This is a genomic window from Rubrobacter sp. M3-4, from assembly GCF_059772285.1.
This window is the reverse complement of the sequence record NZ_JCBAJP010000007.1, coordinates 95497-118962: the sequence shown is the minus strand read 5'-3', so window position 1 is coordinate 118962 and position 23466 is coordinate 95497. Positions and strand designations below refer to the sequence as shown.

General features: G+C 66.4%; 40 protein-coding genes and 1 riboswitch. All 40 genes read left to right on the top strand.

Annotated features, from left to right (window positions below):
• The first annotated feature begins 72 nt into the window (after window positions 1-72).
• The 40 genes from rpsL to AC6EKW_RS09700 all read left to right on the top strand — a co-directional run bounded on the left by rpsL (window position 73) and on the right by AC6EKW_RS09700 (window position 23139).
• On the top strand, window positions 73-441 hold the full coding sequence (gene rpsL / locus AC6EKW_RS09895) for a 30S ribosomal protein S12 (RefSeq protein WP_273842311.1): 369 nt from the start codon (window positions 73-75) through the stop codon (window positions 439-441).
• Between the two features lie 14 nt (window positions 442-455).
• Window positions 456-926 (top strand): 30S ribosomal protein S7, encoded by a 471-nt coding sequence (gene rpsG / locus AC6EKW_RS09890; protein ID WP_273887744.1) that lies wholly within the window; start codon window positions 456-458, stop codon window positions 924-926.
• Window positions 927-943: 17 nt separating this feature from the next.
• On the top strand, window positions 944-3088 hold the full coding sequence (gene fusA / locus AC6EKW_RS09885; protein WP_273887743.1) for an elongation factor G: 2145 nt from the start codon (window positions 944-946) through the stop codon (window positions 3086-3088).
• A 15-nt stretch (window positions 3089-3103) separates the two neighbouring features.
• On the top strand, window positions 3104-4306 hold the full coding sequence (gene tuf / locus AC6EKW_RS09880) for an elongation factor Tu (protein WP_273887742.1): 1203 nt from the start codon (window positions 3104-3106) through the stop codon (window positions 4304-4306).
• Window positions 4307-4316: 10 nt separating this feature from the next.
• The gene (gene rpsJ / locus AC6EKW_RS09875; protein ID WP_273842318.1) at window positions 4317-4628 is read left to right on the top strand and encodes a 30S ribosomal protein S10; all 312 of its coding nucleotides are present in this window, start codon (window positions 4317-4319) and stop codon (window positions 4626-4628) included.
• The gene (gene rplC / locus AC6EKW_RS09870; RefSeq protein WP_273887740.1) at window positions 4628-5245 is read left to right on the top strand and encodes a 50S ribosomal protein L3; all 618 of its coding nucleotides are present in this window, start codon (window positions 4628-4630) and stop codon (window positions 5243-5245) included. The genes rpsJ and rplC overlap by 1 nt, the downstream gene beginning before the upstream one ends.
• A 1-nt stretch (window position 5246) precedes the next feature.
• Window positions 5247-5876, top strand: coding sequence for a 50S ribosomal protein L4 (gene rplD / locus AC6EKW_RS09865; RefSeq protein ID WP_273887739.1), 630 nt, complete (start codon window positions 5247-5249; stop codon window positions 5874-5876).
• Complete coding sequence (rplW, locus tag AC6EKW_RS09860; RefSeq protein WP_273887738.1) at window positions 5876-6163, top strand: 50S ribosomal protein L23; 288 nt, start codon at window positions 5876-5878, stop codon at window positions 6161-6163. Before rplD ends, rplW begins: the two co-directional genes overlap by 1 nt.
• Window positions 6164-6166: 3 nt before the next feature.
• Window positions 6167-7006 (top strand): 50S ribosomal protein L2, encoded by an 840-nt coding sequence (rplB, locus tag AC6EKW_RS09855; RefSeq protein WP_273887737.1) that lies wholly within the window; start codon window positions 6167-6169, stop codon window positions 7004-7006.
• Window positions 7007-7011: 5 nt separating this feature from the next.
• On the top strand, window positions 7012-7293 hold the full coding sequence (rpsS, locus tag AC6EKW_RS09850; RefSeq protein ID WP_273887736.1) for a 30S ribosomal protein S19: 282 nt from the start codon (window positions 7012-7014) through the stop codon (window positions 7291-7293).
• 2 nt (window positions 7294-7295) lie between these two features.
• Window positions 7296-7664: a 50S ribosomal protein L22 gene (gene rplV / locus AC6EKW_RS09845; RefSeq protein WP_273887734.1), complete on the top strand. Its 369-nt coding sequence runs from the start codon at window positions 7296-7298 to the stop codon at window positions 7662-7664.
• A gap of 4 nt (window positions 7665-7668) precedes the next feature.
• Window positions 7669-8328 carry a 30S ribosomal protein S3 gene (gene rpsC / locus AC6EKW_RS09840; RefSeq protein WP_273887733.1) on the top strand — a complete coding sequence of 220 codons (660 nt, stop codon included), beginning with the start codon at window positions 7669-7671 and terminating at the stop codon, window positions 8326-8328.
• Between the two features lie 3 nt (window positions 8329-8331).
• Complete coding sequence (rplP, locus tag AC6EKW_RS09835; protein WP_273887732.1) at window positions 8332-8742, top strand: 50S ribosomal protein L16; 411 nt, start codon at window positions 8332-8334, stop codon at window positions 8740-8742.
• A gap of 7 nt (window positions 8743-8749) precedes the next feature.
• A complete protein-coding gene (gene rpmC / locus AC6EKW_RS09830) occupies window positions 8750-8944 on the top strand; it encodes a 50S ribosomal protein L29 (protein ID WP_273887731.1) in 195 nt (64 codons plus the stop codon).
• A gap of 37 nt (window positions 8945-8981) precedes the next feature.
• Window positions 8982-9308 carry a 30S ribosomal protein S17 gene (gene rpsQ, locus AC6EKW_RS09825; protein ID WP_420542046.1) on the top strand — a complete coding sequence of 109 codons (327 nt, stop codon included), beginning with the start codon at window positions 8982-8984 and terminating at the stop codon, window positions 9306-9308.
• 4 nt (window positions 9309-9312) lie between these two features.
• Window positions 9313-9681, top strand: a complete 369-nt coding sequence (gene rplN / locus AC6EKW_RS09820; protein WP_273887730.1) for a 50S ribosomal protein L14 — start codon at window positions 9313-9315, stop codon at window positions 9679-9681.
• A 2-nt stretch (window positions 9682-9683) separates the two neighbouring features.
• Window positions 9684-10001 (top strand): 50S ribosomal protein L24, encoded by a 318-nt coding sequence (gene rplX / locus AC6EKW_RS09815; RefSeq protein ID WP_273842340.1) that lies wholly within the window; start codon window positions 9684-9686, stop codon window positions 9999-10001.
• Complete coding sequence (gene rplE / locus AC6EKW_RS09810) at window positions 9994-10533, top strand: 50S ribosomal protein L5 (RefSeq protein ID WP_273887729.1); 540 nt, start codon at window positions 9994-9996, stop codon at window positions 10531-10533. Before rplX ends, rplE begins: the two co-directional genes overlap by 8 nt.
• 24 nt (window positions 10534-10557) lie before the next feature.
• Entirely contained in the window at window positions 10558-10743 is a 186-nt protein-coding gene (locus AC6EKW_RS09805) for a type Z 30S ribosomal protein S14 (protein ID WP_273887727.1), read from the top strand.
• A gap of 11 nt (window positions 10744-10754) precedes the next feature.
• A complete protein-coding gene (gene rpsH, locus AC6EKW_RS09800; protein ID WP_273887792.1) occupies window positions 10755-11153 on the top strand; it encodes a 30S ribosomal protein S8 in 399 nt (132 codons plus the stop codon).
• Window positions 11154-11166: 13 nt separating this feature from the next.
• Complete coding sequence (gene rplF, locus AC6EKW_RS09795) at window positions 11167-11700, top strand: 50S ribosomal protein L6 (protein ID WP_498514292.1); 534 nt, start codon at window positions 11167-11169, stop codon at window positions 11698-11700.
• A gap of 19 nt (window positions 11701-11719) precedes the next feature.
• Window positions 11720-12073 carry a 50S ribosomal protein L18 gene (rplR, locus tag AC6EKW_RS09790; RefSeq protein ID WP_498514291.1) on the top strand — a complete coding sequence of 118 codons (354 nt, stop codon included), beginning with the start codon at window positions 11720-11722 and terminating at the stop codon, window positions 12071-12073.
• A gap of 85 nt (window positions 12074-12158) precedes the next feature.
• Window positions 12159-12722, top strand: a complete 564-nt coding sequence (gene rpsE / locus AC6EKW_RS09785; protein WP_498514309.1) for a 30S ribosomal protein S5 — start codon at window positions 12159-12161, stop codon at window positions 12720-12722.
• Window positions 12719-12904 carry a 50S ribosomal protein L30 gene (rpmD, locus tag AC6EKW_RS09780; protein WP_498514290.1) on the top strand — a complete coding sequence of 62 codons (186 nt, stop codon included), beginning with the start codon at window positions 12719-12721 and terminating at the stop codon, window positions 12902-12904. The genes rpsE and rpmD overlap by 4 nt, the downstream gene beginning before the upstream one ends.
• Window positions 12905-13366 (top strand): 50S ribosomal protein L15, encoded by a 462-nt coding sequence (rplO, locus tag AC6EKW_RS09775; protein ID WP_273887720.1) that lies wholly within the window; start codon window positions 12905-12907, stop codon window positions 13364-13366.
• A 3-nt stretch (window positions 13367-13369) separates the two neighbouring features.
• Window positions 13370-14650 (top strand): preprotein translocase subunit SecY, encoded by a 1281-nt coding sequence (secY, locus tag AC6EKW_RS09770; RefSeq protein WP_273887719.1) that lies wholly within the window; start codon window positions 13370-13372, stop codon window positions 14648-14650.
• Window positions 14647-15282: an adenylate kinase gene (locus AC6EKW_RS09765; RefSeq protein ID WP_273887718.1), complete on the top strand. Its 636-nt coding sequence runs from the start codon at window positions 14647-14649 to the stop codon at window positions 15280-15282. The genes secY and AC6EKW_RS09765 overlap by 4 nt, the downstream gene beginning before the upstream one ends.
• Window positions 15279-16058 carry a type I methionyl aminopeptidase gene (map, locus tag AC6EKW_RS09760; RefSeq protein ID WP_498514289.1) on the top strand — a complete coding sequence of 260 codons (780 nt, stop codon included), beginning with the start codon at window positions 15279-15281 and terminating at the stop codon, window positions 16056-16058. Before AC6EKW_RS09765 ends, map begins: the two co-directional genes overlap by 4 nt.
• Before the next feature lie 99 nt (window positions 16059-16157).
• Window positions 16158-16379 (top strand): translation initiation factor IF-1, encoded by a 222-nt coding sequence (gene infA / locus AC6EKW_RS09755; RefSeq protein ID WP_273842365.1) that lies wholly within the window; start codon window positions 16158-16160, stop codon window positions 16377-16379.
• 21 nt (window positions 16380-16400) lie between these two features.
• Window positions 16401-16514, top strand: coding sequence for a 50S ribosomal protein L36 (rpmJ, locus tag AC6EKW_RS09750; protein ID WP_273842368.1), 114 nt, complete (start codon window positions 16401-16403; stop codon window positions 16512-16514).
• 1 nt (window position 16515) lies between these two features.
• Window positions 16516-16884, top strand: a complete 369-nt coding sequence (gene rpsM / locus AC6EKW_RS09745; RefSeq protein ID WP_273842371.1) for a 30S ribosomal protein S13 — start codon at window positions 16516-16518, stop codon at window positions 16882-16884.
• Entirely contained in the window at window positions 16885-17289 is a 405-nt protein-coding gene (gene rpsK, locus AC6EKW_RS09740; RefSeq protein ID WP_273887716.1) for a 30S ribosomal protein S11, read from the top strand.
• Window positions 17290-17315: 26 nt separating this feature from the next.
• A complete protein-coding gene (gene rpsD / locus AC6EKW_RS09735) occupies window positions 17316-17918 on the top strand; it encodes a 30S ribosomal protein S4 (RefSeq protein ID WP_273887715.1) in 603 nt (200 codons plus the stop codon).
• A 45-nt stretch (window positions 17919-17963) separates the two neighbouring features.
• Window positions 17964-18908 (top strand): DNA-directed RNA polymerase subunit alpha, encoded by a 945-nt coding sequence (locus AC6EKW_RS09730; RefSeq protein WP_273887714.1) that lies wholly within the window; start codon window positions 17964-17966, stop codon window positions 18906-18908.
• Entirely contained in the window at window positions 18895-19266 is a 372-nt protein-coding gene (gene rplQ, locus AC6EKW_RS09725) for a 50S ribosomal protein L17 (RefSeq protein WP_273842382.1), read from the top strand. Before AC6EKW_RS09730 ends, rplQ begins: the two co-directional genes overlap by 14 nt.
• A 78-nt stretch (window positions 19267-19344) precedes the next feature.
• Window positions 19345-20133, top strand: a complete 789-nt coding sequence (locus AC6EKW_RS09720; RefSeq protein WP_498514288.1) for an ATP-binding cassette domain-containing protein — start codon at window positions 19345-19347, stop codon at window positions 20131-20133.
• Window positions 20130-20933, top strand: a complete 804-nt coding sequence (locus tag AC6EKW_RS09715; protein WP_498514287.1) for an energy-coupling factor ABC transporter ATP-binding protein — start codon at window positions 20130-20132, stop codon at window positions 20931-20933. Before AC6EKW_RS09720 ends, AC6EKW_RS09715 begins: the two co-directional genes overlap by 4 nt.
• Window position 20934: 1 nt before the next feature.
• Complete coding sequence (locus AC6EKW_RS09710) at window positions 20935-21723, top strand: energy-coupling factor transporter transmembrane component T family protein (protein WP_273887711.1); 789 nt, start codon at window positions 20935-20937, stop codon at window positions 21721-21723.
• On the top strand, window positions 21720-22484 hold the full coding sequence (gene truA, locus AC6EKW_RS09705; protein ID WP_273887710.1) for a tRNA pseudouridine(38-40) synthase TruA: 765 nt from the start codon (window positions 21720-21722) through the stop codon (window positions 22482-22484). Before AC6EKW_RS09710 ends, truA begins: the two co-directional genes overlap by 4 nt.
• On the top strand, window positions 22474-23139 hold the full coding sequence (locus tag AC6EKW_RS09700) for an O-methyltransferase (RefSeq protein ID WP_498514286.1): 666 nt from the start codon (window positions 22474-22476) through the stop codon (window positions 23137-23139). Before truA ends, AC6EKW_RS09700 begins: the two co-directional genes overlap by 11 nt.
• 73 nt (window positions 23140-23212) lie before the next feature.
• Window positions 23213-23414: riboswitch (cobalamin riboswitch) on the top strand.
• The last annotated feature ends 52 nt before the right edge of the window (window positions 23415-23466 follow it).

Sequence of the window (23466 nt, the reverse complement as noted above, 5' to 3'; positions counted from 1 at the left end):
GCGCGGTGCCTGCCGCGGCGCGTGACTTTGTGCAAACCCCCTTTTCCACGGAGAGAAAGGAGAGGTGCGGTCGTGCCGACGATCAACCAGCTTGTGCGCAAAAAGCGGGTGAGAAAGACCAAGAAGACGGCCACCCCGGCGCTGGGCGGGGCGCCTCAGCGGCAGGGTGTGTGCACCCGCGTCTCGACGCAGACGCCGAAGAAGCCGAACTCGGCGCTGCGCAAGATCGCACGGGTGAGGTTGACCAACGGCAACGAGATCACGGCGTACATCCCCGGGGAGGGGCACAACCTGCAGGAGCACTCCGTGGTTCTGGTGCGCGGGGGGCGCGTGAAGGACCTGCCGGGGGTGCGCTACAAGGTGATCCGGGGCTCCCGGGACGCGCTGGGGGTCAGCGACCGCAAGCAGGCCCGATCCAGGTACGGGACCAAGAAGTCTTAGGAGGTTTCTGAGAGATGCCCAGGCGTGCAGCGCCGCCGAAGAGGAAGATCCCACCCGATCCCGTCTACGGGAGCGTGCTCGTGCAGCAGCTCATAAACAAGGTCATGGTGGACGGGAAGAAGAGCAAGGCGGAGAAGATAGTCTACGACGCTCTTGCGCGGGTCGAGGAGCGCACCGGCAACAACCCGGTGAGCGTCCTCAACAACGCGGTCGAGAACGTCAAGCCCCGCCTCGAGGTCCGCTCGCGGCGGGTCGGTGGGGCCACCTATCAGGTGCCGATGGAGGTGCAGCCCCGCCGGGCGAACACGCTGGCGCTGCGCTGGCTGGTGGGCTACGCCCGTACCCGGCGTGAAAAGACCATGGGGGCGCGTCTCGCCGGCGAGATACTCGACGCGAACGACAACGTCGGCGCGAGCGTCAAGCGCAAGGACGACACCCACCGGATGGCGGAGGCCAACCGGGCATTCGCACACTACAGATGGTAGACGAGGTACTTTGACCTATGGCGGTATCCGTAGCTAGAAAGACACCCCTGAGCCGGGTCCGAAACATCGGGATCATGGCTCACATAGACGCTGGTAAGACGACCACGACCGAGCGTATCCTGCTCTACGCCGGACTGACCCACAAGCTGGGCGAAGTCCACGACGGGAACGCCGTCATGGACTGGATGGCGCAGGAGCGTGAGCGCGGCATCACCATAACCAGCGCCGCGACCACCGTCTTCTGGGGCGGGATCGAGGGAGACTCCAGAAACGGTAAGACCCAGAAAGGTTCCCACAGCCGCATCCCCGAACAGCACCGCATCAACATCATAGACACGCCCGGACACGTGGACTTCACGGTCGAGGTGGAGCGGTCGCTGCGGGTATTGGACGGTGCGATCGCGTTGTTCGACTCGGTTGCGGGTGTGGAGCCGCAGTCGGAGACGGTGTGGCGGCAGGCGGACAAGTACCACGTGCCGAGGATCGCGTTCGTCAACAAGATGGACCGCATCGGGGCGGACTTCTACCATGCGGTCGAGACGATGAAGGAGAGGCTCGGGGCGAACGCGGTTCCGGTGCAGCTCCCGATCGGCAAGGAGGCCGAGTTCACGGGGATCGTGGACCTCGTGGAGATGAAGGCGATCATCTACAAGGACGATCTGGGGGCCGAGTGGGACGAGACCGAGGTCCCGGAGGACATGCGGGCGCAGGTCGATGAGTATCGGGAGAAGCTCATCGAGGCCGCGGCGGAGTATGACGAGGATCTCATGGTCGCCTACCTCGAGGGGGAGGAGATAGATCCCGATCAGCTCCGGGCGGCGATAAGGAAGGGGACGCTCGCGATCCAGATGACCCCCGTCTTCTGCGGTTCGGCGTTCAAGAACAAGGGCATACAGCCGCTGCTGGACGGGGTCATAGACTACCTGCCGAGCCCGCTGGACGTGCCGCCGCTCAGGGGGCAGACCCCCGATGGCGAGGAGGTCGTGCGCGAGGCGGACGAGAACGGGCCGCTCGCGGCGCTGGCGTTCAAGATCCAGGCCGACCCGCACGTCGGGAAGCTGACCTACATAAGGGTCTACTCGGGTACGCTCAGGGCCGGCTCCTACGTGTACAACACCACCAAGGGGGTGCGTGAGCGCGTGGGGCGGCTGCTGCAGATGCACGCGAACTCGCGCGAGCCGCGCGACGAGGTGTACGCCGGGGAGCTCGTGGCGGCGATCGGGTTGCAGAACACGAGCACCGGGGATACGCTGGTCGCAGCCGACGATCCGGAGAAGATCGTCATCGAGCAGATGACCTTCCCGGAGCCGGTCATAGACCAGGCGATCGAGCCCAAGACCAAGGCCGATCAGGAGAAGCTCAGCCAGGCCCTGCAGCGGCTCGCCGAGGAGGATCCCACCTTCCGGGTGCGCACCGACGAGGAGACCGGTCAGACGGTCATCGCCGGGATGGGCGAGCTGCACCTGGAGATCATCCTGGACCGGCTCACCCGGGAGTTCAAGGTCGATGCGAACATCGGCAAGCCGCAGGTCGCCTACCGCGAGACGGTCAGGAGGCGCGTCGAGGGTGTCGAGGGAAGGTTCGTGAGGCAGACCGGCGGGCGTGGTCAGTACGGGCACGTCATCATCAACCTCGAGCACAACGACGAAGGTGGCTACGAGTTCGAGGACAGGATCGTCGGTGGGGTCGTTCCCAGGGAGTACATACCGAGCGTCGACAAGGGCATCCAGGAGGCGCTCGAGTCCGGCGTGGTGGCGGGCTATCCGGTCGTCGACGTGAAGGTGGAGCTCGTGGACGGCTCCTACCACGAGGTCGACTCTTCGGAGATGGCCTTCCAGATCGCCGGCTCGATGGCCGCCAAGGAGGCCTTGAGGCGCGCCGACCCGGTGCTGCTCGAGCCGATCATGGCCGTGGAGGTCACCGTACCCGAGGAGTTCATGGGGGACGTGATGGGCGACCTCTCGGCGAGGCGCGGGCAGATCCAGGGCATGGACAGCCGCGGTGGCGGGCAGGTCATCCGGGCGATGGTGCCGCTCGCGGAGATGTTCGGGTACGCCACGTCGCTCAGGAGTAGAACCCAGGGACGGGCGACGTTCACCATGCAGTTCGACCACTACGCCGAGGTGCCGAAGAACATCGCGGCCGAGATCGCTTCGGAGTAAGGAAGGAGGAACGAGATGTCCAAGGGCAGGTTTGAGAGGACCAAGCCGCACGTAAACGTGGGGACCATAGGGCACATAGACCACGGCAAGACGACGCTTACGGCGGCGATAACGAAGGTATTGGCCAAGCACTACCCGGATGATCCGGCCAACCACGAGGTGGCCTTTGAGCAGATAGACAACGCCCCTGAGGAGCGTCAGCGGGGGATAACGATAGCGACCTCCCACCAGGAGTACGCCACGCCCAAGCGGCACTACGCGCACGTGGACTGTCCTGGGCACGCGGACTACGTGAAGAACATGATCACGGGTGCGGCCCAGATGGATGGAGCGATACTGGTGGTTTCTGCGGCGGATGGGCCGATGCCGCAGACGCGGGAGCACATTCTTCTTGCGCGTCAGGTAGGGGTACCGTCGATCGTTGTGTTTTTGAACAAGGCGGACATGGTGGACGACCCGGAGCTGTTGGAGCTGGTAGAGATGGAGGTAAGGGAGCTCCTCAGCGAGTATGACTTTCCTGGGGATGAGATACCGGTAGTGGTAGGCAGTGCCCTGAGGGCTCTTGAGGGGGATGAAGGGGAGCTTGGGGAGCAGTCGATTCTCAAGTTGATGGAGGCGGTAGACGAGTACATCCCTGAGCCCAAGCGGGATGTGGACAAGCCGTTTTTGCTTGCGATAGAGGATGTGTTCACGATTCAGGGACGCGGGACGGTAGCGACCGGGCGAGTGGAGCGCGGGCGGCTGCGACTCAACGAGGAAGTAGAGATAGTAGGGATAAGGCCGACGCGCAAGACGGTGGTTACGGGCATAGAGATGTTCAACAAGAGCATGGACGAGGCGCAGGCGGGGGACAACATAGGGGCGCTTCTGAGGGGCGTGAGGCGCAACGAGGTAGAGCGAGGGCAGGTACTGGCGCATCCTGGGACGATAACGCCGCACACGAAGTTCAAGGCTGAGGTGTATGTACTCAGCAAGGAGGAGGGAGGCAGGCACACGCCGTTTTTCTCTCACTACAGGCCGCAGTTCTACTTCCGGACGACGGACGTGACTGGGGAGATCACGCTGGAGGAGGGGGTAGAGATGGTGATGCCTGGGGACAACACGGTGATGACGGTGGAGTTGATCTCACCGATAGCGATGGATGAGGGGCTCAACTTTGCGATAAGGGAGGGTGGCCGGACGGTTGGAGCCGGTGTGGTCACCCAGATAATAGAGTAGAGCGGGGACCATGGCCGTATCGAAGATAAGGATCAAACTCAAGGCCTACGACCACGAGGTCATAGACAAGACGGCCAAGTCGATCGTGGAGACGGCCGAGCGGACCGGGGCCTTCGTCTTCGGCCCCGTTCCGCTGCCGACCAAGCGCAGCCGCTACACGGTGATAAGGAGCCCGTTCAAGGACAAGGACTCGCGGGAGCACTTCCAGCTGCACACGCACAAGCGGCTCATCGACATCCAGCAGCCCACCCCCAGGACGGTGGACTCGCTGCAGCGGCTGGATCTCCCGGCGGGCGTGAGCATCGAGATAAAGGCGACCTGATGGCTACGGCAGTATTCGGACGCAAGAAGCACATGACGCAGGCCTTCGAGGAGGACGGCACGCTGGTTGCCGCCACCGTGATCGAGGTCGAGCCCAACTTCGTCACCGCGGTCAGGACCCCGGAGAAGGACGGCTACCAGGCGGTGCAGCTCGGCTTCGGCACGGTGCCCTCCCGGAAGGTGAACCGGCCCCACGCCGGGCAGTTCGAGAAGCACGAGACCCCTCCCCGACGCCATCTGAAGGAGGTGCGCGGGGCGCAGGCCGAGGTGGGCCAGACCATCGGGGTCGAGGTCTTCGAGGTCGGCGAGCGGGTGCACGTGAGCGCGACGAGCAAGGGCAAGGGTTTCCAGGGGACCGTCAAGCGCCACGGGTTCGGACGCGGACCGGTGACGCACGGCTCGCACAACATCCGTCAGCCCGGCTCGGTCGGGGCCTCGGCGGACCCCTCGCGCATCTTCCCCGGTCAGCGGATGCCGGGGCACACCGGCGACCGCACCGCGACCATCAAGAACCTGCGGGTGGTGAGGGTCGATCCGGAGAAGAACGAGATCTGGGTGCGCGGTGGCGTGCCCGGAGGCCGGGGGACGATAGTCAGGATCCGGAAGGCGGGTGATTAGGTTGGCCGAGGCGCAGATCTTCGACGCGAGAAGCGGCGAGCGCTCTTCGGTCGGGCTGGCCCCCCGCCTCGAGGTGGAGCCCAAGGAGCACGTCATACACCGGGCCGTGGTGGCCGAGCTCGACGCCAGGAGGCGCTACACGGCCTCGACGAAGGGCCGCAGCGAGGTGCGCGGTTCGGGGGCCAAGCTCTACCGCCAGAAGGGAACCGGACGGGCGCGAGCCGGCGACATCAAGACGCCCGTGCGCGTCGGCGGCGGCACCTGGGGCGGTCCGAAGCCGAAGGGCCCCCGCTACGGCAAGCGGATAAACCGCAAGGAGGCGAAGGCCGCCTTCTACGGGGCGCTGTCGGCCAAGGCCCGCGAGGGCGAGCTCTACGTGCTGGATTCGCTCGAGTTCGAGAAGCCCTCGACCAAGGAGGCCAGGAAGGTCCTCGAGGGCATGGGGCTCTCGGGTCCGGTGCTCCTCGTGCTCGACCGGGGCGAGGACGACGCGGCGCTCTCGTTCAGGAACCTCCCTGAGGTGACGGTCGTCGGGCCGCACGAGTACGGGGTCTACGAGGTGCTCCGGGCGAAGGAAGTCGTCTTCTCGCGGGCCGCCTATACCAGGCTCGCCGGAGAAGGAGGGAGCTGATGGACCCACATCAGATCATCATACGCCCGGTCATCTCGGAGAAGAGCTACAACCTGATCGAGAACCAGAACCAGTACACCTTCGAGGTGGACCGCCGGGCGAACAAGAACCAGATCAAGAAGGCGGTGGAAGAAGCTTTCGACGTGAGCGTGGAGAAGGTGAACACGGTCAACGTCAAGAGCAAGCCCAAGCGGCAGGGCTTCACCCGCGGCCGGACTTCCACCTGGAAGAAGGCCGTCGTGAAGCTGGCCGAGGGCGACCGCATAGAGCTTTTCGAGGGGGTCTAGCACATGCCTGCAATACGCTACAAGCCGACGAGCGCAGGCCGCAGGAACTCCTCGGTCCTCACGCGTGAGTCGGTGACGCGTGAGAAGCCCGAGAAGTCTTTGCTGAAGAAGCTGCACAAGACCGGTGGACGCAACAACCAGGGGCGCATCACCACGCGTCACATCGGGGGCGGGCACAAGCGGCGCTACCGGCTCATAGACTTCAAGCGCGACAAGGACGGCGTGCCGGCGACGGTGGCGGCGATAGAGTACGACCCCAATCGCTCGGCGAACATAGCGCTCCTGCACTACCACGACGGCGAGAAGCGCTACATCCTGGCGCCGCGCAACCTCGAGGTGGGCAAGGTCGTTATGAGCGGCCCCGAGGCCGAGATCGAGGTGGGCAACGCGCTGCCGCTCAACCGCATCCCGGTCGGCACCGTGGTGCACGCGGTCGAGCTCGAGCCCGGAAAGGGCGCGCAGCTGGCGCGCTCGGCCGGGACCAGCGCGCAGATCATCGCCCGCGAGGGTTCGCTCGTGACGCTGCGGCTTCCCTCGGGGGAGCGACGGATGGTACGCGCCGAGTGTCGGGCTACCGTCGGGGTGGTCGGCAACCAGTCGCACCAGAACGTGCGCTGGGGCAAGGCCGGCCGCAAGCGCTACCTCGGCGTGAGGCCGACGGTGCGCGGCACGGCGATGAACCCCGTCGACCACCCACACGGAGGAGGAGAGGGCAAGGCCGGTCCCGGGCGGGCTCCGGTCACGCCCTGGGGCAAGATCACCCAGGGGCAGCCCACGCGCAAGAAGAAGAAGCCTTCCGACGCCATGATCGTTAGCCGACGCGGCAAGGGAAGGAGGCGTTAGGAGAGATGACGAGATCCGCCAAGAAGGAGCCTTTCGTCGAGGAGCGCCTGATGGAGCGCATCAGGCGGATGAACGAGCGGGGCGAGAAGAGGATGCTCAAAACCTGGAGCCGGGCGAGCGTGATCTATCCGGAGTTCGTCGGGCACACAATCGCGGTGCACGACGGACGCAAGCACGTGCCGGTCTACATCACCGAGAGCATGGTGGGCCACCGGCTCGGCGAGTTCGCCCCGACCCGTACCTTCCGCACCCACATAAAGAGCGACCGTACCGCGAGGAGGCGCTAGGGATGAAGGCCGTAGCGAAATACGTGCGCATCTCGCCGCGCAAGGCCCGGCTCGTTGCGGACCAGGTGCGCGGCAAGAGCTACCCGGAGGCGCTCTCCATCCTGCAGTTCACGAACAAGAAGGCCGCCAGGATCATCGACGAGGTCCTCAGGAGCGCCGGCGCCAACGCCGAGAACAACCACGCCACCGACCCCGACGAGCTGGTCGTGCGCGAGATCCGGGTCGACGAAGGTCCCACCCTCAAGCGCTACAGGGCCCGGGCCCTGGGCCGGGCGACCATGATCCGCAAGAGGACCAGCCACATAACCGTGGTGCTCGGGGAGCCCGCCGCGGTCGCCGTGGGCACGCCCGGAAGCGAGGAGGAAGGATAGGCTTATGGGGCAGAAGATACATCCCGAGGGCTTCCGGCTCGGCGTCAGGCGCAGGGGCGAGAAGCTCGACTTCAAGAGCAACTGGTATTCGGACAGGGACTTCGCCGAGCTCCTCGGCGAGGATCTCAAGATCCGCGACCACATAACCAAGAAGCTCACGCGGGCCGGGATCGCGGACATCCAGATCCGAAAGGCCGCGGAGCAGGGTGAGATCGCGGTGGACATCTACACGGCGCGTCCGGGGATCGTGATCGGCAAGGGCGGCAGCGAGGTGGATGCCCTGAGGGCCGAGCTCGAGCGCCTCACCAACAAGCGGGTGCAGGTCAACGTCCGGGAGGTCTCCCGGCCCGAGCTCAACGCCTACCTCGTCGCCGAGTCGATCGCCGAGCAGCTCGAGGGGAGGGCCTCCTTCCGGCGGGCGATGAAGCGGGCGCTCACGAGCGCGATGCGCAGCGGGGCCGAGGGCGTGCGCATACAGTGCGCCGGGAGGCTCGGCGGCATCGAGATGAGCCGGCAGGAGACCATCTCCGAGGGGAGGGTGCCGCTCCACACGCTCGACGCCGACATCGACTACGGGTTCAAGGAGGCCCGGACCAAGATGGGTCAGATCGGGGTCAAGGTCTGGATCAACCACGGTATCCACGAGGATGGAGGCGAGGGGTAGGCGATGCTCGTACCCAAGAAGCTCAAGTACCGCAAGCCCCAGCGGGGCAGGATGCGGGGCAAATCCAAGGGGCAGACCGAGGTGCAGTTCGGCGAGTACGGGCTGCAGGCCCTCGAGCCCGCCTGGGTGACCAACCGGCAGATAGAGGCCGCGCGTATCGCGATGACCCGCAAGATAAGGCGTGGCGGGAAGGTCTGGATCAACATCTTCCCGCACAAGCCCATCACCAAGAAGCCAGCCGAGACCCGGATGGGCAGCGGCAAGGGCAGTCCGGAAGAGTACGTCGCGGTCGTGAAGCCCGGGCGGGTCATGTTCGAGATGAGCGGCGTGAGCGAGGAGCTCGCGCGGGAGGCCATGATGCTCGCCGCGCAGAAGCTTCCGATAAAGAGCCGTTTCGTCGTCCGGGGAGGTTGATCAGAGGATGAAGACGGCCGAGATACGGGAGCTGGACGTCGAGGAGCTCGAGCAGCGGGTCGCGGAGGCCCGCCGGGAGCTCTTCAACCTCCGCTTCCAGCATGCTACGGGGCAGCTCAAGAACACGGGACAGCTCAAGGAGGTCCGCAAGAACATCGCGCGCCTTCTGACCGTGCTGAACGAGAAGAAGCAGGAGAAGTGAGCCGAAGATGACAGAGGAACCGGAAAACCAGGAGCTCGTGGAGGAGCCGTCCCCCACCTCGGGTGGCCCGAGGCTCGACCGGGACCAGGGCCAGGTACAGAAGGCCGACTCCGGGAGGGGACGGCGCAAGGAGAGGGTCGGCATGGTCGTCTCCGACGCGCAGGACAAGACCGTCACCGTCTCCGTCGAGACGCTGGTGGAGCACCCTCGCTACAAGAAGCGCATCAGGCGCTCCAAGAAGTTTCTCGCGCACGACGAGAACAACGAGGCGCGCGTCGGGGATACGGTCAGGATCATAGAGACCAGGCCGCTCAGCCGGCGCAAGCGCTGGCGGGTGGCGCGGATTATCTCGAGGGCGGAGTAGCAGGATGATCCAGAACGAGACCAGGCTGCGTGTTGCGGACAACACCGGGGCGAGAAGCCTCTTGTGCATCAGGGTCCTCGGCGGCAGCAAGCGGCGCAGCGCGGGGATAGGCGACGTCATAGTGGCCTCGGTGAAGGAGGCCGCGCCCGGCGGGGCGGTGCGCAAGGGGGACGTGGTCCGGGCCGTGGTGGTCAGGACCACGAAGGAGACCCGGCGCAGCGACGGCTCCTACATCCGTTTCGGGGAGAACGCCGGCGTGATCATAAACAACGACGGCGCCCCGCGCGGTACCCGCATCTTCGGGCCCGTCGCCCGGGAGCTCAGGGACAAGGGTTACACCAGGATAATCTCGCTCGCACCGGAGGTGTTGTAGCGATGGGGCAGAAGATAAGACGCGGGGACACCGTGGTGGTGATCTCCGGCAAGGAGAAGGGCAAGCGGGGTGAGGTCGAGCGCGTCCTGCCCCGCGAGAACCGGGTGGTGGTGAGCGGGGTCAACGTCCGCACCCGCCACGCGCGCCCGAGCCAGAACAACCAGGAGGGGCTCTACACGTTCGAGGCCCCGATACACGTCTCGAACGTGATGCTCGTCGACCCGGCCTCCGGGGAGCCGACCAGGGTCGGCTACCGTTTCACCGAGAGCGGGGAGAAGGTCCGGGTCGCCAGGCGGTCCGGGAGGGATATAGATGGCTAGGCTGAAGGACTACTACGTGAGCGAGGTAGCCCCGGCGCTGCGCGACAGGTTCGGCATAGAGAACGTGATGCGCACGCCGAACCTGGAGAAGATCGTGATCAACATGGGCGTCGGGGAGGCCGCGCAGGACTCCCGGGCGCTGGACGGGGCGATGAACGATCTGGCGCGCATCTCGGGGCAGAAACCGCAGGTGCGCCGGGCCAGGAAGAGCATCGCGGGTTTCAAGATCCGCGAGGGCATGCCCGTGGGGGTGCGCGTGACGCTCCGGCGGCAGCGGATGTGGGAGTTCCTCGACCGCCTGATCTCGGTTGCTCTGCCCCGGGTGAGGGATTTCCGGGGGGTGAACCCCGACTCCTTCGACGGGAGAGGGAACTACGCGCTGGGGCTCAGAGAGCAGCTCATCTTCCCGGAGATCCCCTACGACGAGATAGACCGCACGCGCGGGATGGATGTGGTGATCGTCACCACGACCGACAGCGATGAGGAGGCCCGGGAGCTTCTCAGGCTCCTCGGCATGCCGTTCAGGAGCTAAGGGAGAAGAGAGGTTTTTGGAGAGATGACCAGGAAAGCGCTTCTGGTGAAGCAGAGGAAGCCGCAGAAGTACTCCACCAGGGAGTACAACAGATGCCAGCGGTGCGGCAGGTCCCGCGCCTACTACAGGAAGTTCGGGCTCTGCAGGATCTGCCTGAGGCAGCTGGCGCACGAGGGGAAGATCCCCGGGGTAAAGAAGGCGAGTTGGTAGGGCTTATAGAGATGTCCGTCAACGATCCGATAGCAGATTTCCTCACCCGCATACGCAACGCCGGGATGGCCCGGCACGAGACGGTGGAGATACCGTACTCCAGGCTCAAGCGCGAGCTGGCCCGCATCCTCAAGGAGGAAGGCTACATAAAGGATTACTCCGAGAAGGGTGCCGGGGCCCAGGCGCGGCTCGTGATCGAGCTCAAGTACGGTCCGGACGGCAGATCCGCGATAACCGGGCTGCGGCGTATGAGCCGCCCCGGGCGCCGCATCTACCGCAAGCGGGCCGAGATCCCGCGGGTGTTGGACGGTCTGGGCGTTGCGATCCTGTCCACCTCCAGGGGCATCCTCACCGATCACGAGGCCCGCAGGATGGGCGTGGGCGGCGAGGTCCTCTGCTTCGTCTACTAGGAGGTTTCGCGAGGTGTCTAGGATAGGCAGGGCGCCGGTGAAGATCCCTGACGGCGTGAAGGTCGAGGTGGACCGGCGCAGCATCAGGGTCACCGGGCCGAAGGGTGAGCTCGCGGTGCCGGTGGGCCGGGGAGTCACGGTGCGCCAGGAGGACGGACGGCTCGTCTTCGAGCGGGCTTCGGAGTCCCCGGAGCACAAGGCTATGCACGGTCTGACCCGCACGCTGGTGCAGAACGCGGTCACGGGGGTCACCGAGGGGTTCTCGAAGACGCTGCAGATCTCGGGCGTAGGTTACCGGGCCCAGCTGCAGGGCCGGAACCTCACACTCCAGGTGGGCTACTCCCACCCGGTGGTGATCGAACCCCGGGAGGGAATAGAACTGGAGGTGCCCAACCAGACGACCATCGTGGTGCGCGGGATCGACAAGCAGCGGGTCGGGCAGACCGCGGCGGAGATAAGGGCCGTGCGGCCTCCGGAGCCGTACAAGGGCAAGGGTATCCGCTACGCCGACGAGCAGATACGGCGCAAGGTCGGCAAGGCGGGCTAGAGCCGGGAGGTTTGAAGAGTTGAGGACGGTCAAGGCCAAGCAGCTGCACAGGAACAGGCGCCGGGCCCGCGTGCGGCGCAAGATCTACGGGACGGCCCAGAGGCCGAGGCTCTCGGTGTACCGATCCAACGTGCACATCTACGCCCAGCTCATCGACGACGACGCGGGGCATACCCTGGTCGCGGCGGACTCGCGGGAGGTCGGCGAGGCCGAGAGCCGCGTGGAGGCTTCGCGCAAGGTCGGGGAGCTGGTGGCCAGGCGCGCGGTGGAGGCCGGCATAGAGAGGGTCGTCTTCGACCGCGGGGGGAACAAGTACCACGGCCGGGTGGCGGCGCTCGCGGAGGGTGCCCGCTCCGGCGGACTGAAGTTCTGATGACGAGGAGGTTGTGACCTTGGGACGACCGAGAGGAGAGAGGAGCCGGGGGCAGGGCCCTTCCGGCACCAGCCGCGGCGGCGGTATGGACGGCCGCGGCGGCGCTCGTGGCGGTGGTCGCACCACCAGGGAGCGCAGCGACGGCCGTCCCACGCCCCGCGAGCGGCAGCGTGAGGGTGGCTCGGAGCTGCAGGACAGGCTCGTCGAGATCCGGCGGGTCGCCAAGGTCGTCAAGGGCGGGCGGCGCTTCAACTTCAGCGCGCTCGTCGTGGTCGGCGACGGTAACGGGCGCGTGGGCGTCGGACTCGGCAAGGCCAACACGGTCCCGGAGGCTATAGCCAAGGGTCAGGAGAGGGCCAAGCGCGACATGTTCGACGTACCGATGCGCAACACGACGATACCGCACGAGGTGATAGGCGAGTTCGAGAGCTCGGCGGTGCTTCTGAAGCCGGCCTCTGAGGGTACAGGGGTCATCGCGGGCGGTCCCGTGCGGGCGGTGCTCGAGCTCGCCGGCATAAAGGACGTGCTCACCAAGTCGCTCGGCTCCACGACGGCCGTGAACCTGGCCCGGGCTACCGAGCAGGGGTTGCGTTCTCTGCGCACGAAGGCCGCCATAGAGGAGATACGGGGGGTGAAGATAAGGCTATGAGCCCTCTGAAGGTAACCCAGACGAAGAGCGCGATAGGGGCCATCGAGCGGCACAAGCGGACGCTGCGGGCGCTCGGTCTGAAGCACGTGCGGGATTCCCGGGTGCACCGGGATACGCCCCAGATCCGCGGCATGATCCGCAAGGTCTCTCATCTGGTCCGCGTCGAGGAGGTGGACGGCTAAGTGAAGCTGAACGAACTCTCCCCAGCCCCCGGCTCCAAGCGGGCGCGCAAGAGAGTCGGCCGCGGCGAGGGGAGCGGTCACGGCAAGACCTCCGGCAGGGGGCACAAGGGGGCGGGCGCCCGTTCGGGGGCTGCCATCCCGGCCGGCTACGAGGGCGGTCAGATGCCCCTGCAGCGCCGGCTGCCGCGGCTGAGGGGGATGGCGCGCGGGAGGCACACCCCGGCACACCCCACGGTGTACGCGGTGGTGAACGTCGGGCAACTGGAGCGTTTCTCCGGTGATACCATAGACGTGGAGGATCTCAGGGCCGCCGGGCTGGTGGCGAAGAAGGACATGCCGGTCAAGATCCTCGGCGAAGGGGAGATCGAGAGGGCGGTGACCGTACGGGCCCACGCCTTCTCCGGATCCGCGAGGGAGAAGATAGAGGCGGCCGGCGGGAGAGCCGAAACACTGGAGAGATAGGAGATGCTCGAAGCCTTAGCGAACGCCTGGCGCATCCCCGAGCTTCGCCGGAAGCTCCTTTTCACCGGGTTGATGCTGGCGCTGTACCGGCTCGGGTCGTACATACCCGCGCCCGGTGTCAACCCTCAGGTCATCGCCTCCGGTGGGCTCGGAGGGGGTGGCAACGCGATAACCAACCTGTTCGGCATATTCACCGGGGGTGCATTCAACACGCTCTCCATCTTCGCCCTCGGGATCATGCCCTACATCACGGCGGCGATCGTGATGCAGCTTCTCACGGTCGCCGTCCCGCGCCTGCAGGCGCTCGCTAAGGAGGGAGAGGTCGGCCAGCAGAAGATAACCCAGTACACCCGTTATTTCACGCTGGCGCTCGCTCTCATCCAGTCGGCCGCGTTCGCGCTTCTGTTCCTGCCGAGCCAGTTCGGCTCCTCCTTCGCGCCGGACGCGCTGCACAAGCTTTTGATCATCGTGAGCATGACCACCGGGGTGATGCTCATCATGTGGATGGGCGAGCTGATAACCCAGCATGGGCTGGGCAACGGGATCTCGCTCATCATCACGGCCGCGATCCTCTCGCGGGCGCCGCTCGGGTTTCAGGCGCTGCGGGAGAACGCGAGCGCTATCACCTGGGTGGTGCTGGCGGTGATAGCGGTTTTGATCGTGGCGGCGATCGTCTTCGTCAACGAGGGGCAGCGTCGGATCCCCATAACCTACGCCAAGCGTCAGGTGGGGCGGAGGATCAGCCAGGGTGGCACGACCTACCTGCCTCTGAAGGTGAACATGGCCGGGGTCATCCCGATCCTCTTCGCCTCCTCGCTCTTGCTGGTGCCGATAACGATCGCACAGTTCGCCGGGGGCAACCCGAACACCACGCTCGGTCGTCTGGCTCAGTTCTTCGCTCCGGGCAGCGGCCCCTATCTGGCGCTGTACGCCGTCCTGGTCGTACTGTTCACCTATTTCTACACGGCGGTGCAGTTCAACCCGGTAGAGCACGCGGACAACCTGAAGAAGACCGGTGGATACATCCCCGGGATACGGCCGGGGGAGCCCACGGCCCGCTACCTGAACAACGTCCTGACGCGCATCACGCTCTTCGGGGCGATCTTCCTGGCGGCGATAGCCGTGCTGCCGTACATCATAACGGGGGCGCTCAACCTGCCCAACACGATCTACATCGGGGGCACCTCCATCCTGATCGTGGTGGGCGTCTCTCTGGACACGGTCAGGCAACTCGAGGGGCAGCTCATGATGCGTAACTACGAGAGCTTCCTGAGGAAGCGATGAGGGTGATCCTGATCGGGCCTCAAGGGGCCGGGAAGGGCACCCAGGCCAGAAGGATCTCGGAGAAGACCGGGGCGCGCGTGATCTCGACGGGGGACATGGTCCGCGCCGAGATAAAAGCGGGGACGGAGCTGGGCCGGAAGGTCAAGGAGTACAACGACCGCGGGGAGCTGGTGCCGGACGAGATCATAGTAGAGATGGCCAAACCTCATCTCGGGGCGCCGGAGGGTTGGGTGCTGGACGGATTCCCGCGCACCGAGGCGCAGGCCCGGGCTCTGGAAGAGGTGCTCGCCGAGCTCGGCGTTGGCATAGACCGGGTGATCGCGCTCGAAGCCCCCGACGGGGTGCTGGTCGATCGCCTCTCGGGGAGGCGGCAGAGCCAGGCCACGGGGAGGATGTACCACGTCGAGTACGACCCGCCGCCCCAGGACAGCGACGAGGACCCGGGGCCCTTCGTGCAGCGCGACGACGACACGGAGGAGGCCATCCGCCGCAGGCTCGAGCTCTACCACGAGCAGACCGAGCCCTTGAAGCGGTACTACGCCCAGCAGGGGCTCCTCGCGGAGGTGGACGCCACGCGGAGCATACCGGAGGTGACCGAGCAGGTGATGAAGGCGATCCGGGAGAACGGATGATCGTACGCAAGAGCAGAGCGGAGCTGGAAGCGATGCGTGAGGGTGGCGTCATAACCGCCGCGTGCATCAGGATGCTGCGCGAGCACGCGCGGCCCGGGGTGACGACGAAGGAGCTCGACGGCCTCGCCGAGGAGTTCATCCGCTCGCGTGGCGGCACCCCCGAGTTCAAGGGGTACCAGGGGTTTCCGGCTTCGATCTGCACCTCGCCGAACGACATGATCGTGCACGGCATCCCCGGACGCTACAGGTTGAAGGAGGGGGACATAATCTCGCTCGACGTCGGGGTCCGCTACGAGGGTTTCGTCACCGACAGCGCGACCACGGTGGCCGTCGGTGAGATCTCCCCCGAGGCACAGGGGCTGCTCGACGTCACGCAGGAGTGCCTCGAGGCGGCCACCCGGGAGGTCAGGCCCGGCAACCATCTGGGGGACATCGGGCACGCGATACAGGAGCTCGCGGAGGGGCGCGGCTACGGGGTGGTGCGGGACCTCGTCTCGCACGGCGTCGGGCGCGAGATGCACGAAGACCCGCAGATCCCCAACTACGGCAAGAGGGGGAGCGGCCCGCGGCTTCTGCCGGGGATGACCTTCGCCATAGAGCCCATGATCACCCTGGGCAGCTACGAGATAAAGATCGACGAGCGCGACGGGTGGTCCATCTACACCGCCGACGGGTCGCTCGCCGCCCACTACGAGCACACCATCGCCGTCACCGACGATGGACCCTGGATCCTCACCCTCGAAGAGGGAGTCGATAGCCGCAGGAAGAGCGCGTAGCGGTGTCGGGTGTAACGATGGGGCTTTACGTGGTAACATATCCGATTAGTTTCTGTCACCTCGTAACGACCCCGAGAGCACGGAAAGCGAAGGAGGTCCTTGGCTAAGGAAGGCGTCATAGAGGTTGAGGGTACGGTAACGGAGGCGTTGCCAAACACCCAGTTCAGGGTGGAGCTCGACAACGGGCACGAAGTTCTGGCCCACATCTCCGGCAAGATGCGGATGAACTACATCCGGATACTGCCCGGGGACAGGGTCAAGGTGGAGCTCAGCCCGTACGACCTTAACCGGGGACGGATAACCTACAGATTCAGGAGCTGATGGCAAGGAGCCTGGAGGACGATGAAGGTAAGAGCGAGTGTGAAACCGATATGCGAGCGGTGCAAGGTAATAAGACGCCGCGGGGTGGTGCGCGTGATCTGTTCCAACCCGCGACACAAGCAGAGGCAGGGCTAGCATGGCGCGGATAGCCGGGGTAGACCTGCCGAGGGAGAAGAGGGTCGAGATCGGCCTGACCTACATCTACGGCATCGGCCGCTCGACGGCGAAGAAGATCTGCGCCGAGACCGGGGTCGATCCCGACACCAAGGTGCGCGATCTGGCCGAGGGCGAGATCAGCGCGATCCGCAGCTACATAGACCAGAACCTGCGGGTCGAGGGTGATCTCAGGCGCGAGGTGAACCAGAACATAAGGCGTCTGATAGACATCGGCTGCTACCGCGGCATCAGGCACCGCAGGGGGTTGCCGGTGCGCGGGCAGCGCACCCGGACCAACGCGCGTTCGCGCAAGGGACCGAGGCCGGCGATAGGCGGGAGGAAGAAGTAGATGGGCAGGCAGCGCCAGCGCACGCGCGGGGGACGTTCGCGCCGCAAGGTCCGCCGGAACATATCCACCGCCGTGGTGCACATAAAGAGCTCTTTCAACAACACGATCATCAGCGTCACCGACCCGGAGGGCAACGTCATCGCCTGGGAGTCGGCGGGCTCTCTGGGCTTCAAGGGTAGCCGCAAGAGCACCCCCTACGCCGCGCAGATGACCGCCGAGAGCGCGGCGAACAAAGCGATGGAGCAGGGTGTGCGCCGGGTGGACATCCAGGTCAAGGGCCACGGAGCGGGCCGGGACATGGCTACCAGGACGTTCCAGGCTCTCGGGATCGAGGTTCTCTCGATAAAGGATGTCACCGGGCAGCCGCACAACGGCTGCCGGCCGCCCAAGAGGCGCAGAGGCTAGAGCGAGCAGGAGGGTACTGAGAAGCAGTGGCGCGTTATACGGGACCGAGAGGCAGGCGCGACCGCCGGGCCGGCGTGATGATCTCCTCGATGCAGAAGAACCCGCTGGAGAGGAAGCCCTACCCGCCGGGGGAGCACGGTCGGGGCCGCCAGCGGCAGACGGAGTACGGCATCCGGCTGATGGAGAAGCAGAAGGCCCGCTGGTACTACGGCGTCTCGGAGAAGCAGTTCAGGCGGGCTTACGAGAAGGCGAGCCGTGCTCAGGGCGTCACGGGTGAGAACCTGCTGCGCCTGATGGAGCTGAGGATGGACAACGTGGTCTACAGGATGGGCTTCGCCACCAGCAGGCCTCAGGCGCGGCAGCTCGTGGTGCACGGGCACTTCCTGCTCAACGGCCGCAAGCACAACATACCCTCGGCGGTTCTCAAGCCGGGCGACGTGATCACGGTGCGCGACAAGAGCCGCAGGATCGAGCCGATCCAGAATGCCGTGGAGCAGGTGGTGGCGGTGCCGGCGTGGCTCGAGGCCGACCACGACAATTTCACCGGCCGGGTGCTCCACGAGCCGAATCGGGACGAGATCGATGCACCGGTGGAGGAGCAGCTGATCGTCGAGTACTACAGCCGGTAACGGTACCGGAAGAGACTTTTTCTGGCAGGTGATGGTGATTTGACGATGTTGGACGTAGCACCGCCCCGTTTCAGGGTGGAAGAGGAGGAAGAGCGGCGGGCGATCTTCGTCGCCGAACCGCTGCCCCGGGGGCTCGGGCATACTCTGGGCAACTCGCTGCGGCGGGTGATGCTCAGCGGTCTGCCGGGGGCCGCGGTGACCAAGGTGCGCATCGAGGGCGTCTCGCACGAGTTCTCGACGATCCCCGGGGTCAGGGAGGATGTGGTCGACCTCATCCTCAACATCAAGGAGCTCAAGTTCAAGCTCGAGCGTGACGAGCCGGTGGAGCTGGAGGTCAACAAGAGCGGTCCCGCCGAAGTCACCGCCGGGGACATCGAGCTCAAGGCGGATGTCGAGGTGGTGGACCCCGAGACGCACATCGCCACCGTCTCCGAAGGCGGCAGGCTGGAGATGCGCCTGACGGTGGAGCGTGGGGTCGGCTACGTGCGGGCCGAGCAGAACAAGAGCGACGCGGACCCGATCGGGGTGATCGCGGTCGACTCTCTGTTCTCGCCGGTGCAGAAGGTCAGCTACTCGGTGAGCGAGACGCGCGCCGGGGCGCGGACCGACCTGGATTCGCTGAGGATGGAGGTGGAGACCGACGGCAGGATCTCCCCGCGCGATGCCCTGCAGAGCGCGGCGCGCCAGCTCATCGACATGCTCGGGCTCTTCACCGACGGCTACGAGGGCTCGCGCGCCCCGGAGAACCGCTGGAGCGGCGGCCGTCAGGTGATAACGGACGAGCGCCCGATAGAGGAGCTGGAGCTCACCGTGCGCTCCTACAACTGCCTCAAGCGTGAGGGCGTGGACACCATCGGCCAGCTGGCGACGATGACCGAGGAGGAGCTGATGAACATCCGCAACCTCGGGATGAAGAGCGTCGAGGAGATCCGGTCCAAGCTCGCGGAGTACGGTTATCAGCTGGAGAGCGAGAACTATGAGACACGCTAAGAGGGGACGCAAGCTGGGGCGCGACGCCGCCCACCGCCGGGCGATGCTGGGAACGATGGCCGGGCAGCTCATAACCCACGGCAGGATCAGGACGACCGAGCCGAGGGCGAAGGAGCTGCGTGGGGTGGTGGATCGTCTGATCACCACGGCCAAGCGCGACGACCTGCACGCCCGCAGGCAGGCGGTGCGCGTCCTGAAGGACAAGAGGGTCGTGCGCAAGCTCTTCGAGGATGTGGCCCCGGAGCTCGACGATCGCAGCTCGGGCTACACCCGCATCCTCAAGCTGGGTCCGCGTCCGGGCGACGGCGCCGAGCAGGTCTATCTGGAGCTGGTGAACTACCGGCCCACGGAGGGATAGACGCCGGAGGGGTTCTCCGCAGAGAGTCTTCCCGGTGGGGCCCGCCGCGGCGGGCCCCCGGTCGTCTCTTTCTCCGGGGTGTCGTGCCGCTACCCGGGGTCTTCGCGTGCGGCCGTCTCGGGGCTCGACTTTTCGGTATACGAGGGCGAGTACGTCGGGGTGGCCGGTCCGAACGGGGGCGGAAAATCCACGCTCGTCAAACTCTTGAACGGGCTGCTCGTGGCGTGTGAGGGCGAGGTGAGGGTGGCGGGATTCGACCCCGCCGCCGAACCGCACGAGGTGCGTCGCAGGGTCTCGGTGGTCTTCCAGAACCCGGAGAGCAACATCATCGCGCCCTCCGTCGAGGACGACGTGGCCTTCGGGCTCGAGAACCTGGGCGTGGAGCGGGGGGAGATGCGCCGGCGGGTCGTCGCAGCGCTCTCTTCCGTCGGCCTTGCGGGCTACGAGCGCCGCGAGCCGCACACGCTCTCCGGGGGCGAGAAGCAGCGCGTCGCGCTCGCGGGGGCGCTGGCGATGGAGACGGAGGTGCTCGCGCTCGACGAGCCGACCTCGATGCTGGACCCGGCCGGCAGGAGGGAAGTCCTGGAGGTGATCCGGGCGCTGAAACGCAGGCGCACCATAGTTCATGTCTCGCACGATCTCTCCGATCTTCTGGTGGCCGACCGTATCCTGATGGTGCGCGACGGTCGTCTCCTCGCCGACCTGCCTCCCTCGCGGCTCCTCGCCGACGGGCGGCTCCTCGAGGAGGCGGGCCTGGTTCTGCCCGTCGCCGCGAGGCTCGCCGCCGGGCTCGGCCTCGGGGTCTGCACCGGTCCGGAGGAGCTCGCGCGGGCCGTATTGAAGCGGCTGGGGGTACAGGCCCGGTGAGGCTCGAGCTGGAGGATATCTGGTACTCCTATCCGGGGGGACGTACGGTTCTTAAGGGGATCTCGCTCGCCGTCGCGGAGGGGGAGGTGCTCGGGATCGTGGGTCCCACGGGTTCGGGGAAGAGCACGCTCGCCCGGCAGATGAACCTGTTGCTCGAGCCGGAGCGCGGACGGGTCCTCATAGACGGAGAGGACGCCGGGCGGATGGACCGCAGGGAGCTTCGGCGCAGGATTGGGCTCTCCTTCCAGTTCCCCGAAGCGGCGCTCTTCGCCCCGACCGTGAGGGAGGACGTCGCCTTCGCCCCGAGGCAGCTCGGGCTGCCGGAAGAGGAGGTGACGGAGAGGACGGAGCGGGCGCTCGCGGCGCTGGACGCCTCCCACCTCGCGGAACGTTCGATCTACGCGCTCTCCGGCGGCGAGAAGCGGAGGGTGGCCATAGCCGGTGTTCTGGCCATGGAACCCGAGGTGCTCGTGCTCGACGAACCGACGGCGGGCCTCGATCCCGCGAGCAGGCAGGCCCTGATCTCGTTGATCGGCGATCTCGCGGGGGAGGGTAGGTCGGTGGTTCTCATCTCGCACGACGTCGACGAGGTGGCAGAGGTGTCCGATCGTGTCTGCCTGCTCGATGATGGGGTGGTGCGCGCGTTCGGGACGCCTGCGGAGGTCTTCTACGCAAATCCGGATTTCGCCCCGGCGACCGTACGAACCGTGCTGCACCTGCTGGAGAGCTTCCCGCACCTCGGCCGACCGGTGCGTTTCGGCGAGACGCTCTCGGTCCTCGGGGATCTTCTGGAGGGGTAGCGTGGTACGGAGGGGCTTCGGCAGGTTCTACCCGGCGTCATCCCCGCTGCATGCGCTCGACCCGCGCACGAAGCTGCTCGGGACGGTGCTGGTCGTGGCGGGGCTCTTCCTCGTCGGAAGCCTGGCGGGGCTCGCGCTCTTCGCCGCGGCGGTGGGCATCCTGTTCGTGGCGAGCCGGGTTCCGCCGCGGGCTTTTCTGGGGGCGCTCTGGCCGGTGTCTTACATCGTCCTCCTGACTTTCGTCTTTCAGGCCCTCTTCTACCATCGGGGGGTGATCGTGTTCTCCTCCGGCCCGGTCGAAGTTCACGCCGGGGGGCTCCGGATGGGCTTCTTCCTCGCCTCCCGGATAGTGCTGCTCGTGCTGGCCGCCGGCCTTCTCACCGCGACCACCAGCCCTCTCGCGCTCGCCGACGGGCTCGAGATCCTCCTCTCGCCGCTGCGCCGGGTGCGCTTCCCGGTCCACGAGCTGACGATGATGGTGACGATAGCGCTGCGCTTCATCCCGACGCTGCAGGAGGAGGCGGAGAGGATACGCGAGGCCCAGGCCGCACGAGGGGCCGTCTTCGACGAGGGCGGCCTGCTCGGGCGCGCGAGGAGCTTCGTCCCTATCCTGGTGCCCCTCACGGTCGGGGCGTTCCGGCAGGCCGACGAGCTCGCCGAGGCGATGGAGAGCCGGGGCTACCGCGGCGGTGCGGGCCGCACCCGCTACCGCGAGCTGCATTTCGGCGGGCAGGACGCGCTGGCGCTCATCTTCGCCGCGCTGCTCTTCCTCGCGGGGGTGGCGCTGTGAGGTTCGCCGGGCTCGTCGAGTACGACGGGACGGACTTCTCCGGCTGGGCCCGCCAGCCGGGTCGGAGGACGGTCGAGGAGACGCTCTCCCGGGCGCTCTCCACCATTTTGCGCCAGCCGGTGAGGCTCACCGCCGCGGGGCGCACCGACGCCGGCGTACACGCACGGGGGCAGGTCGTCTCCTTCGACGCCGAGACCGGCCTCTCCCCATCCCTCATCGCCTACAAGACCAGCGCCGTACTGCCGGAGGACGTCGCCCTGCGCCGCTGCGTACGCGTCCCCGAGGGGTTCGACGCCCGGCGGGACGCCGTGAGCCGCAGCTACGAGTACAGGATAGTGAACTCCTCGACCCGCTCGCCGCTCGAGCGCCGCTACGCCGTCCACGTGCCGGCTGTCCTCGACCGGGGTTTGCTCGCGGAGGCCGCCTCGCTCGTTCGCGGCACCCACGACTTCAGGGCCTTCACACCGGCGAAGACCTACCACGTCCGCTTCGAGCGGCTAATCAGCGAATCCCGCTGGGAGGAGAGGGGGGGCGTCCTTACCTACAGGATCACGGCCGACGCCTTCATGTACAACATGGTCCGCTCGCTGGTGGGCACGATGCTCGAGGTGGCGCGCGGCAGGAGGAGCCTGAGGGATTTCGGTCGCCTGCTCGAGGGTGCAGAGCGCTCCGAGGCCGGCCCGACGGCGCCGGCGAGGGGCCTCACCCTCGTCGGGGTGGAGTATGATGAAGATCCATGGGAGAGAAGCGATGATGGATGAAGCGGTGCTGGAGGCGTTGGACGCTTATGTGGAGCGCCTTTTCGCGCCGCAGGACGAAGCCCTCGAGTTCGCCATCTCCGCCTCGCGTCGCGCCGGGCTCCCGGACATACAGGTCTCCCCGGCCGAGGGACGGCTGCTGCAGCTTCTGGCGCGGATGGTCGGGGCGCGGCGCATCCTCGAGATAGGGACCCTCGGCGGCTACAGCGCCATCCATCTCGCCCGCGCCCTGCCCGACGGAGGTACCATGATCTCTCTGGAGGCGAGCGCGCACCACGCGGAGGTGGCGCGCGCCAACATCGAGTACGCCGGGCTCTCCGAAAAAGTCGAGGTCCGCACCGGCGACGCCCGCGAGCTCATCGAACAGATGATCACAGGCGGCGAGGAGCCCTTCGACGTCATCTTCATAGACGCAGACAAGAGAGGCTACCCGGAATACCTCGACCTCTCCCTCACGCTCTCCCACCCCGGCACCCTCATCCTCGCCGACAACACCTTCCGGGGCGGCACGGTGGTCCAGCCCACGGACGAAACCTCCCGTGCCCTGCACGAGTTCAACTTGGCCCTCGCCCGTGATCTCCACCTCGAGGCCATCCTCATCCCCGTGGTACGGGAGAGGGTGGATGGCCTCTCCATCGCCAGGGTGAAGAACATCTGAGCCCGTTTTCAGTTTAGAAAGGGCTTTTGCAGGACTTTTCCAAAACGACGTTGACACTGAAACGGCCCGGCAGCATAATGAGAGCGGCGCCGGTCGCCGGGCCCTTGAGGTCTGGCGTGAAGAGGGAATCCGGTGAGAATCCGGAGCTGCCCCGCAGCGGTGAGCGGGAACGAAAGCCGCAAGGGAGGCACTGGTCCCTGATTTTCGGGGGGTGGGAAGCCGCGGCGAGTAGGTGGCCCGCGAGCCCGAAGACCTGCCGGCGCTGCCGCCTTTTGGGGCGGGTGGTGGTCTGGCCTTCGAGGGAGGGGTCGGCCGCGCGAGAGGGTT

What these genes read in the sequence shown, in the direction of transcription:
- rpsG (WP_273887744.1), top strand. Translation starts at nt 456, where the DNA reads ATGCCCAGGCGTGCAGCGCCGCCGAAGAGGAAGATCCCACCCGATCCC.
- fusA (WP_273887743.1), top strand. Translation starts at nt 944, where the DNA reads ATGGCGGTATCCGTAGCTAGAAAGACACCCCTGAGCCGGGTCCGAAAC.
- tuf (WP_273887742.1), top strand. Translation starts at nt 3,104, where the DNA reads ATGTCCAAGGGCAGGTTTGAGAGGACCAAGCCGCACGTAAACGTGGGG.
- rpsJ (WP_273842318.1), top strand. Translation starts at nt 4,317, where the DNA reads ATGGCCGTATCGAAGATAAGGATCAAACTCAAGGCCTACGACCACGAG.
- rplC (WP_273887740.1), top strand. Translation starts at nt 4,628, where the DNA reads ATGGCTACGGCAGTATTCGGACGCAAGAAGCACATGACGCAGGCCTTC.
- rplW (WP_273887738.1), top strand. Translation starts at nt 5,876, where the DNA reads ATGGACCCACATCAGATCATCATACGCCCGGTCATCTCGGAGAAGAGC.
- rplB (WP_273887737.1), top strand. Translation starts at nt 6,167, where the DNA reads ATGCCTGCAATACGCTACAAGCCGACGAGCGCAGGCCGCAGGAACTCC.
- rpsS (WP_273887736.1), top strand. Translation starts at nt 7,012, where the DNA reads ATGACGAGATCCGCCAAGAAGGAGCCTTTCGTCGAGGAGCGCCTGATG.
- rplV (WP_273887734.1), top strand. Translation starts at nt 7,296, where the DNA reads ATGAAGGCCGTAGCGAAATACGTGCGCATCTCGCCGCGCAAGGCCCGG.
- rpsC (WP_273887733.1), top strand. Translation starts at nt 7,669, where the DNA reads ATGGGGCAGAAGATACATCCCGAGGGCTTCCGGCTCGGCGTCAGGCGC.
- rplP (WP_273887732.1), top strand. Translation starts at nt 8,332, where the DNA reads ATGCTCGTACCCAAGAAGCTCAAGTACCGCAAGCCCCAGCGGGGCAGG.
- rpmC (WP_273887731.1), top strand. Translation starts at nt 8,750, where the DNA reads ATGAAGACGGCCGAGATACGGGAGCTGGACGTCGAGGAGCTCGAGCAG.
- rplN (WP_273887730.1), top strand. Translation starts at nt 9,313, where the DNA reads ATGATCCAGAACGAGACCAGGCTGCGTGTTGCGGACAACACCGGGGCG.
- rplX (WP_273842340.1), top strand. Translation starts at nt 9,684, where the DNA reads ATGGGGCAGAAGATAAGACGCGGGGACACCGTGGTGGTGATCTCCGGC.
- rplE (WP_273887729.1), top strand. Translation starts at nt 9,994, where the DNA reads ATGGCTAGGCTGAAGGACTACTACGTGAGCGAGGTAGCCCCGGCGCTG.
- AC6EKW_RS09805 (WP_273887727.1), top strand. Translation starts at nt 10,558, where the DNA reads ATGACCAGGAAAGCGCTTCTGGTGAAGCAGAGGAAGCCGCAGAAGTAC.
- rpsH (WP_273887792.1), top strand. Translation starts at nt 10,755, where the DNA reads ATGTCCGTCAACGATCCGATAGCAGATTTCCTCACCCGCATACGCAAC.
- rpsE (WP_498514309.1), top strand. Translation starts at nt 12,159, where the DNA reads ATGGACGGCCGCGGCGGCGCTCGTGGCGGTGGTCGCACCACCAGGGAG.
- rpmD (WP_498514290.1), top strand. Translation starts at nt 12,719, where the DNA reads ATGAGCCCTCTGAAGGTAACCCAGACGAAGAGCGCGATAGGGGCCATC.
- secY (WP_273887719.1), top strand. Translation starts at nt 13,370, where the DNA reads ATGCTCGAAGCCTTAGCGAACGCCTGGCGCATCCCCGAGCTTCGCCGG.
- AC6EKW_RS09765 (WP_273887718.1), top strand. Translation starts at nt 14,647, where the DNA reads ATGAGGGTGATCCTGATCGGGCCTCAAGGGGCCGGGAAGGGCACCCAG.
- map (WP_498514289.1), top strand. Translation starts at nt 15,279, where the DNA reads ATGATCGTACGCAAGAGCAGAGCGGAGCTGGAAGCGATGCGTGAGGGT.
- rpmJ (WP_273842368.1), top strand. Translation starts at nt 16,401, where the DNA reads ATGAAGGTAAGAGCGAGTGTGAAACCGATATGCGAGCGGTGCAAGGTA.
- rpsM (WP_273842371.1), top strand. Translation starts at nt 16,516, where the DNA reads ATGGCGCGGATAGCCGGGGTAGACCTGCCGAGGGAGAAGAGGGTCGAG.
- rpsK (WP_273887716.1), top strand. Translation starts at nt 16,885, where the DNA reads ATGGGCAGGCAGCGCCAGCGCACGCGCGGGGGACGTTCGCGCCGCAAG.
- AC6EKW_RS09730 (WP_273887714.1), top strand. Translation starts at nt 17,964, where the DNA reads ATGTTGGACGTAGCACCGCCCCGTTTCAGGGTGGAAGAGGAGGAAGAG.
- rplQ (WP_273842382.1), top strand. Translation starts at nt 18,895, where the DNA reads ATGAGACACGCTAAGAGGGGACGCAAGCTGGGGCGCGACGCCGCCCAC.
- AC6EKW_RS09700 (WP_498514286.1), top strand. Translation starts at nt 22,474, where the DNA reads ATGATGGATGAAGCGGTGCTGGAGGCGTTGGACGCTTATGTGGAGCGC.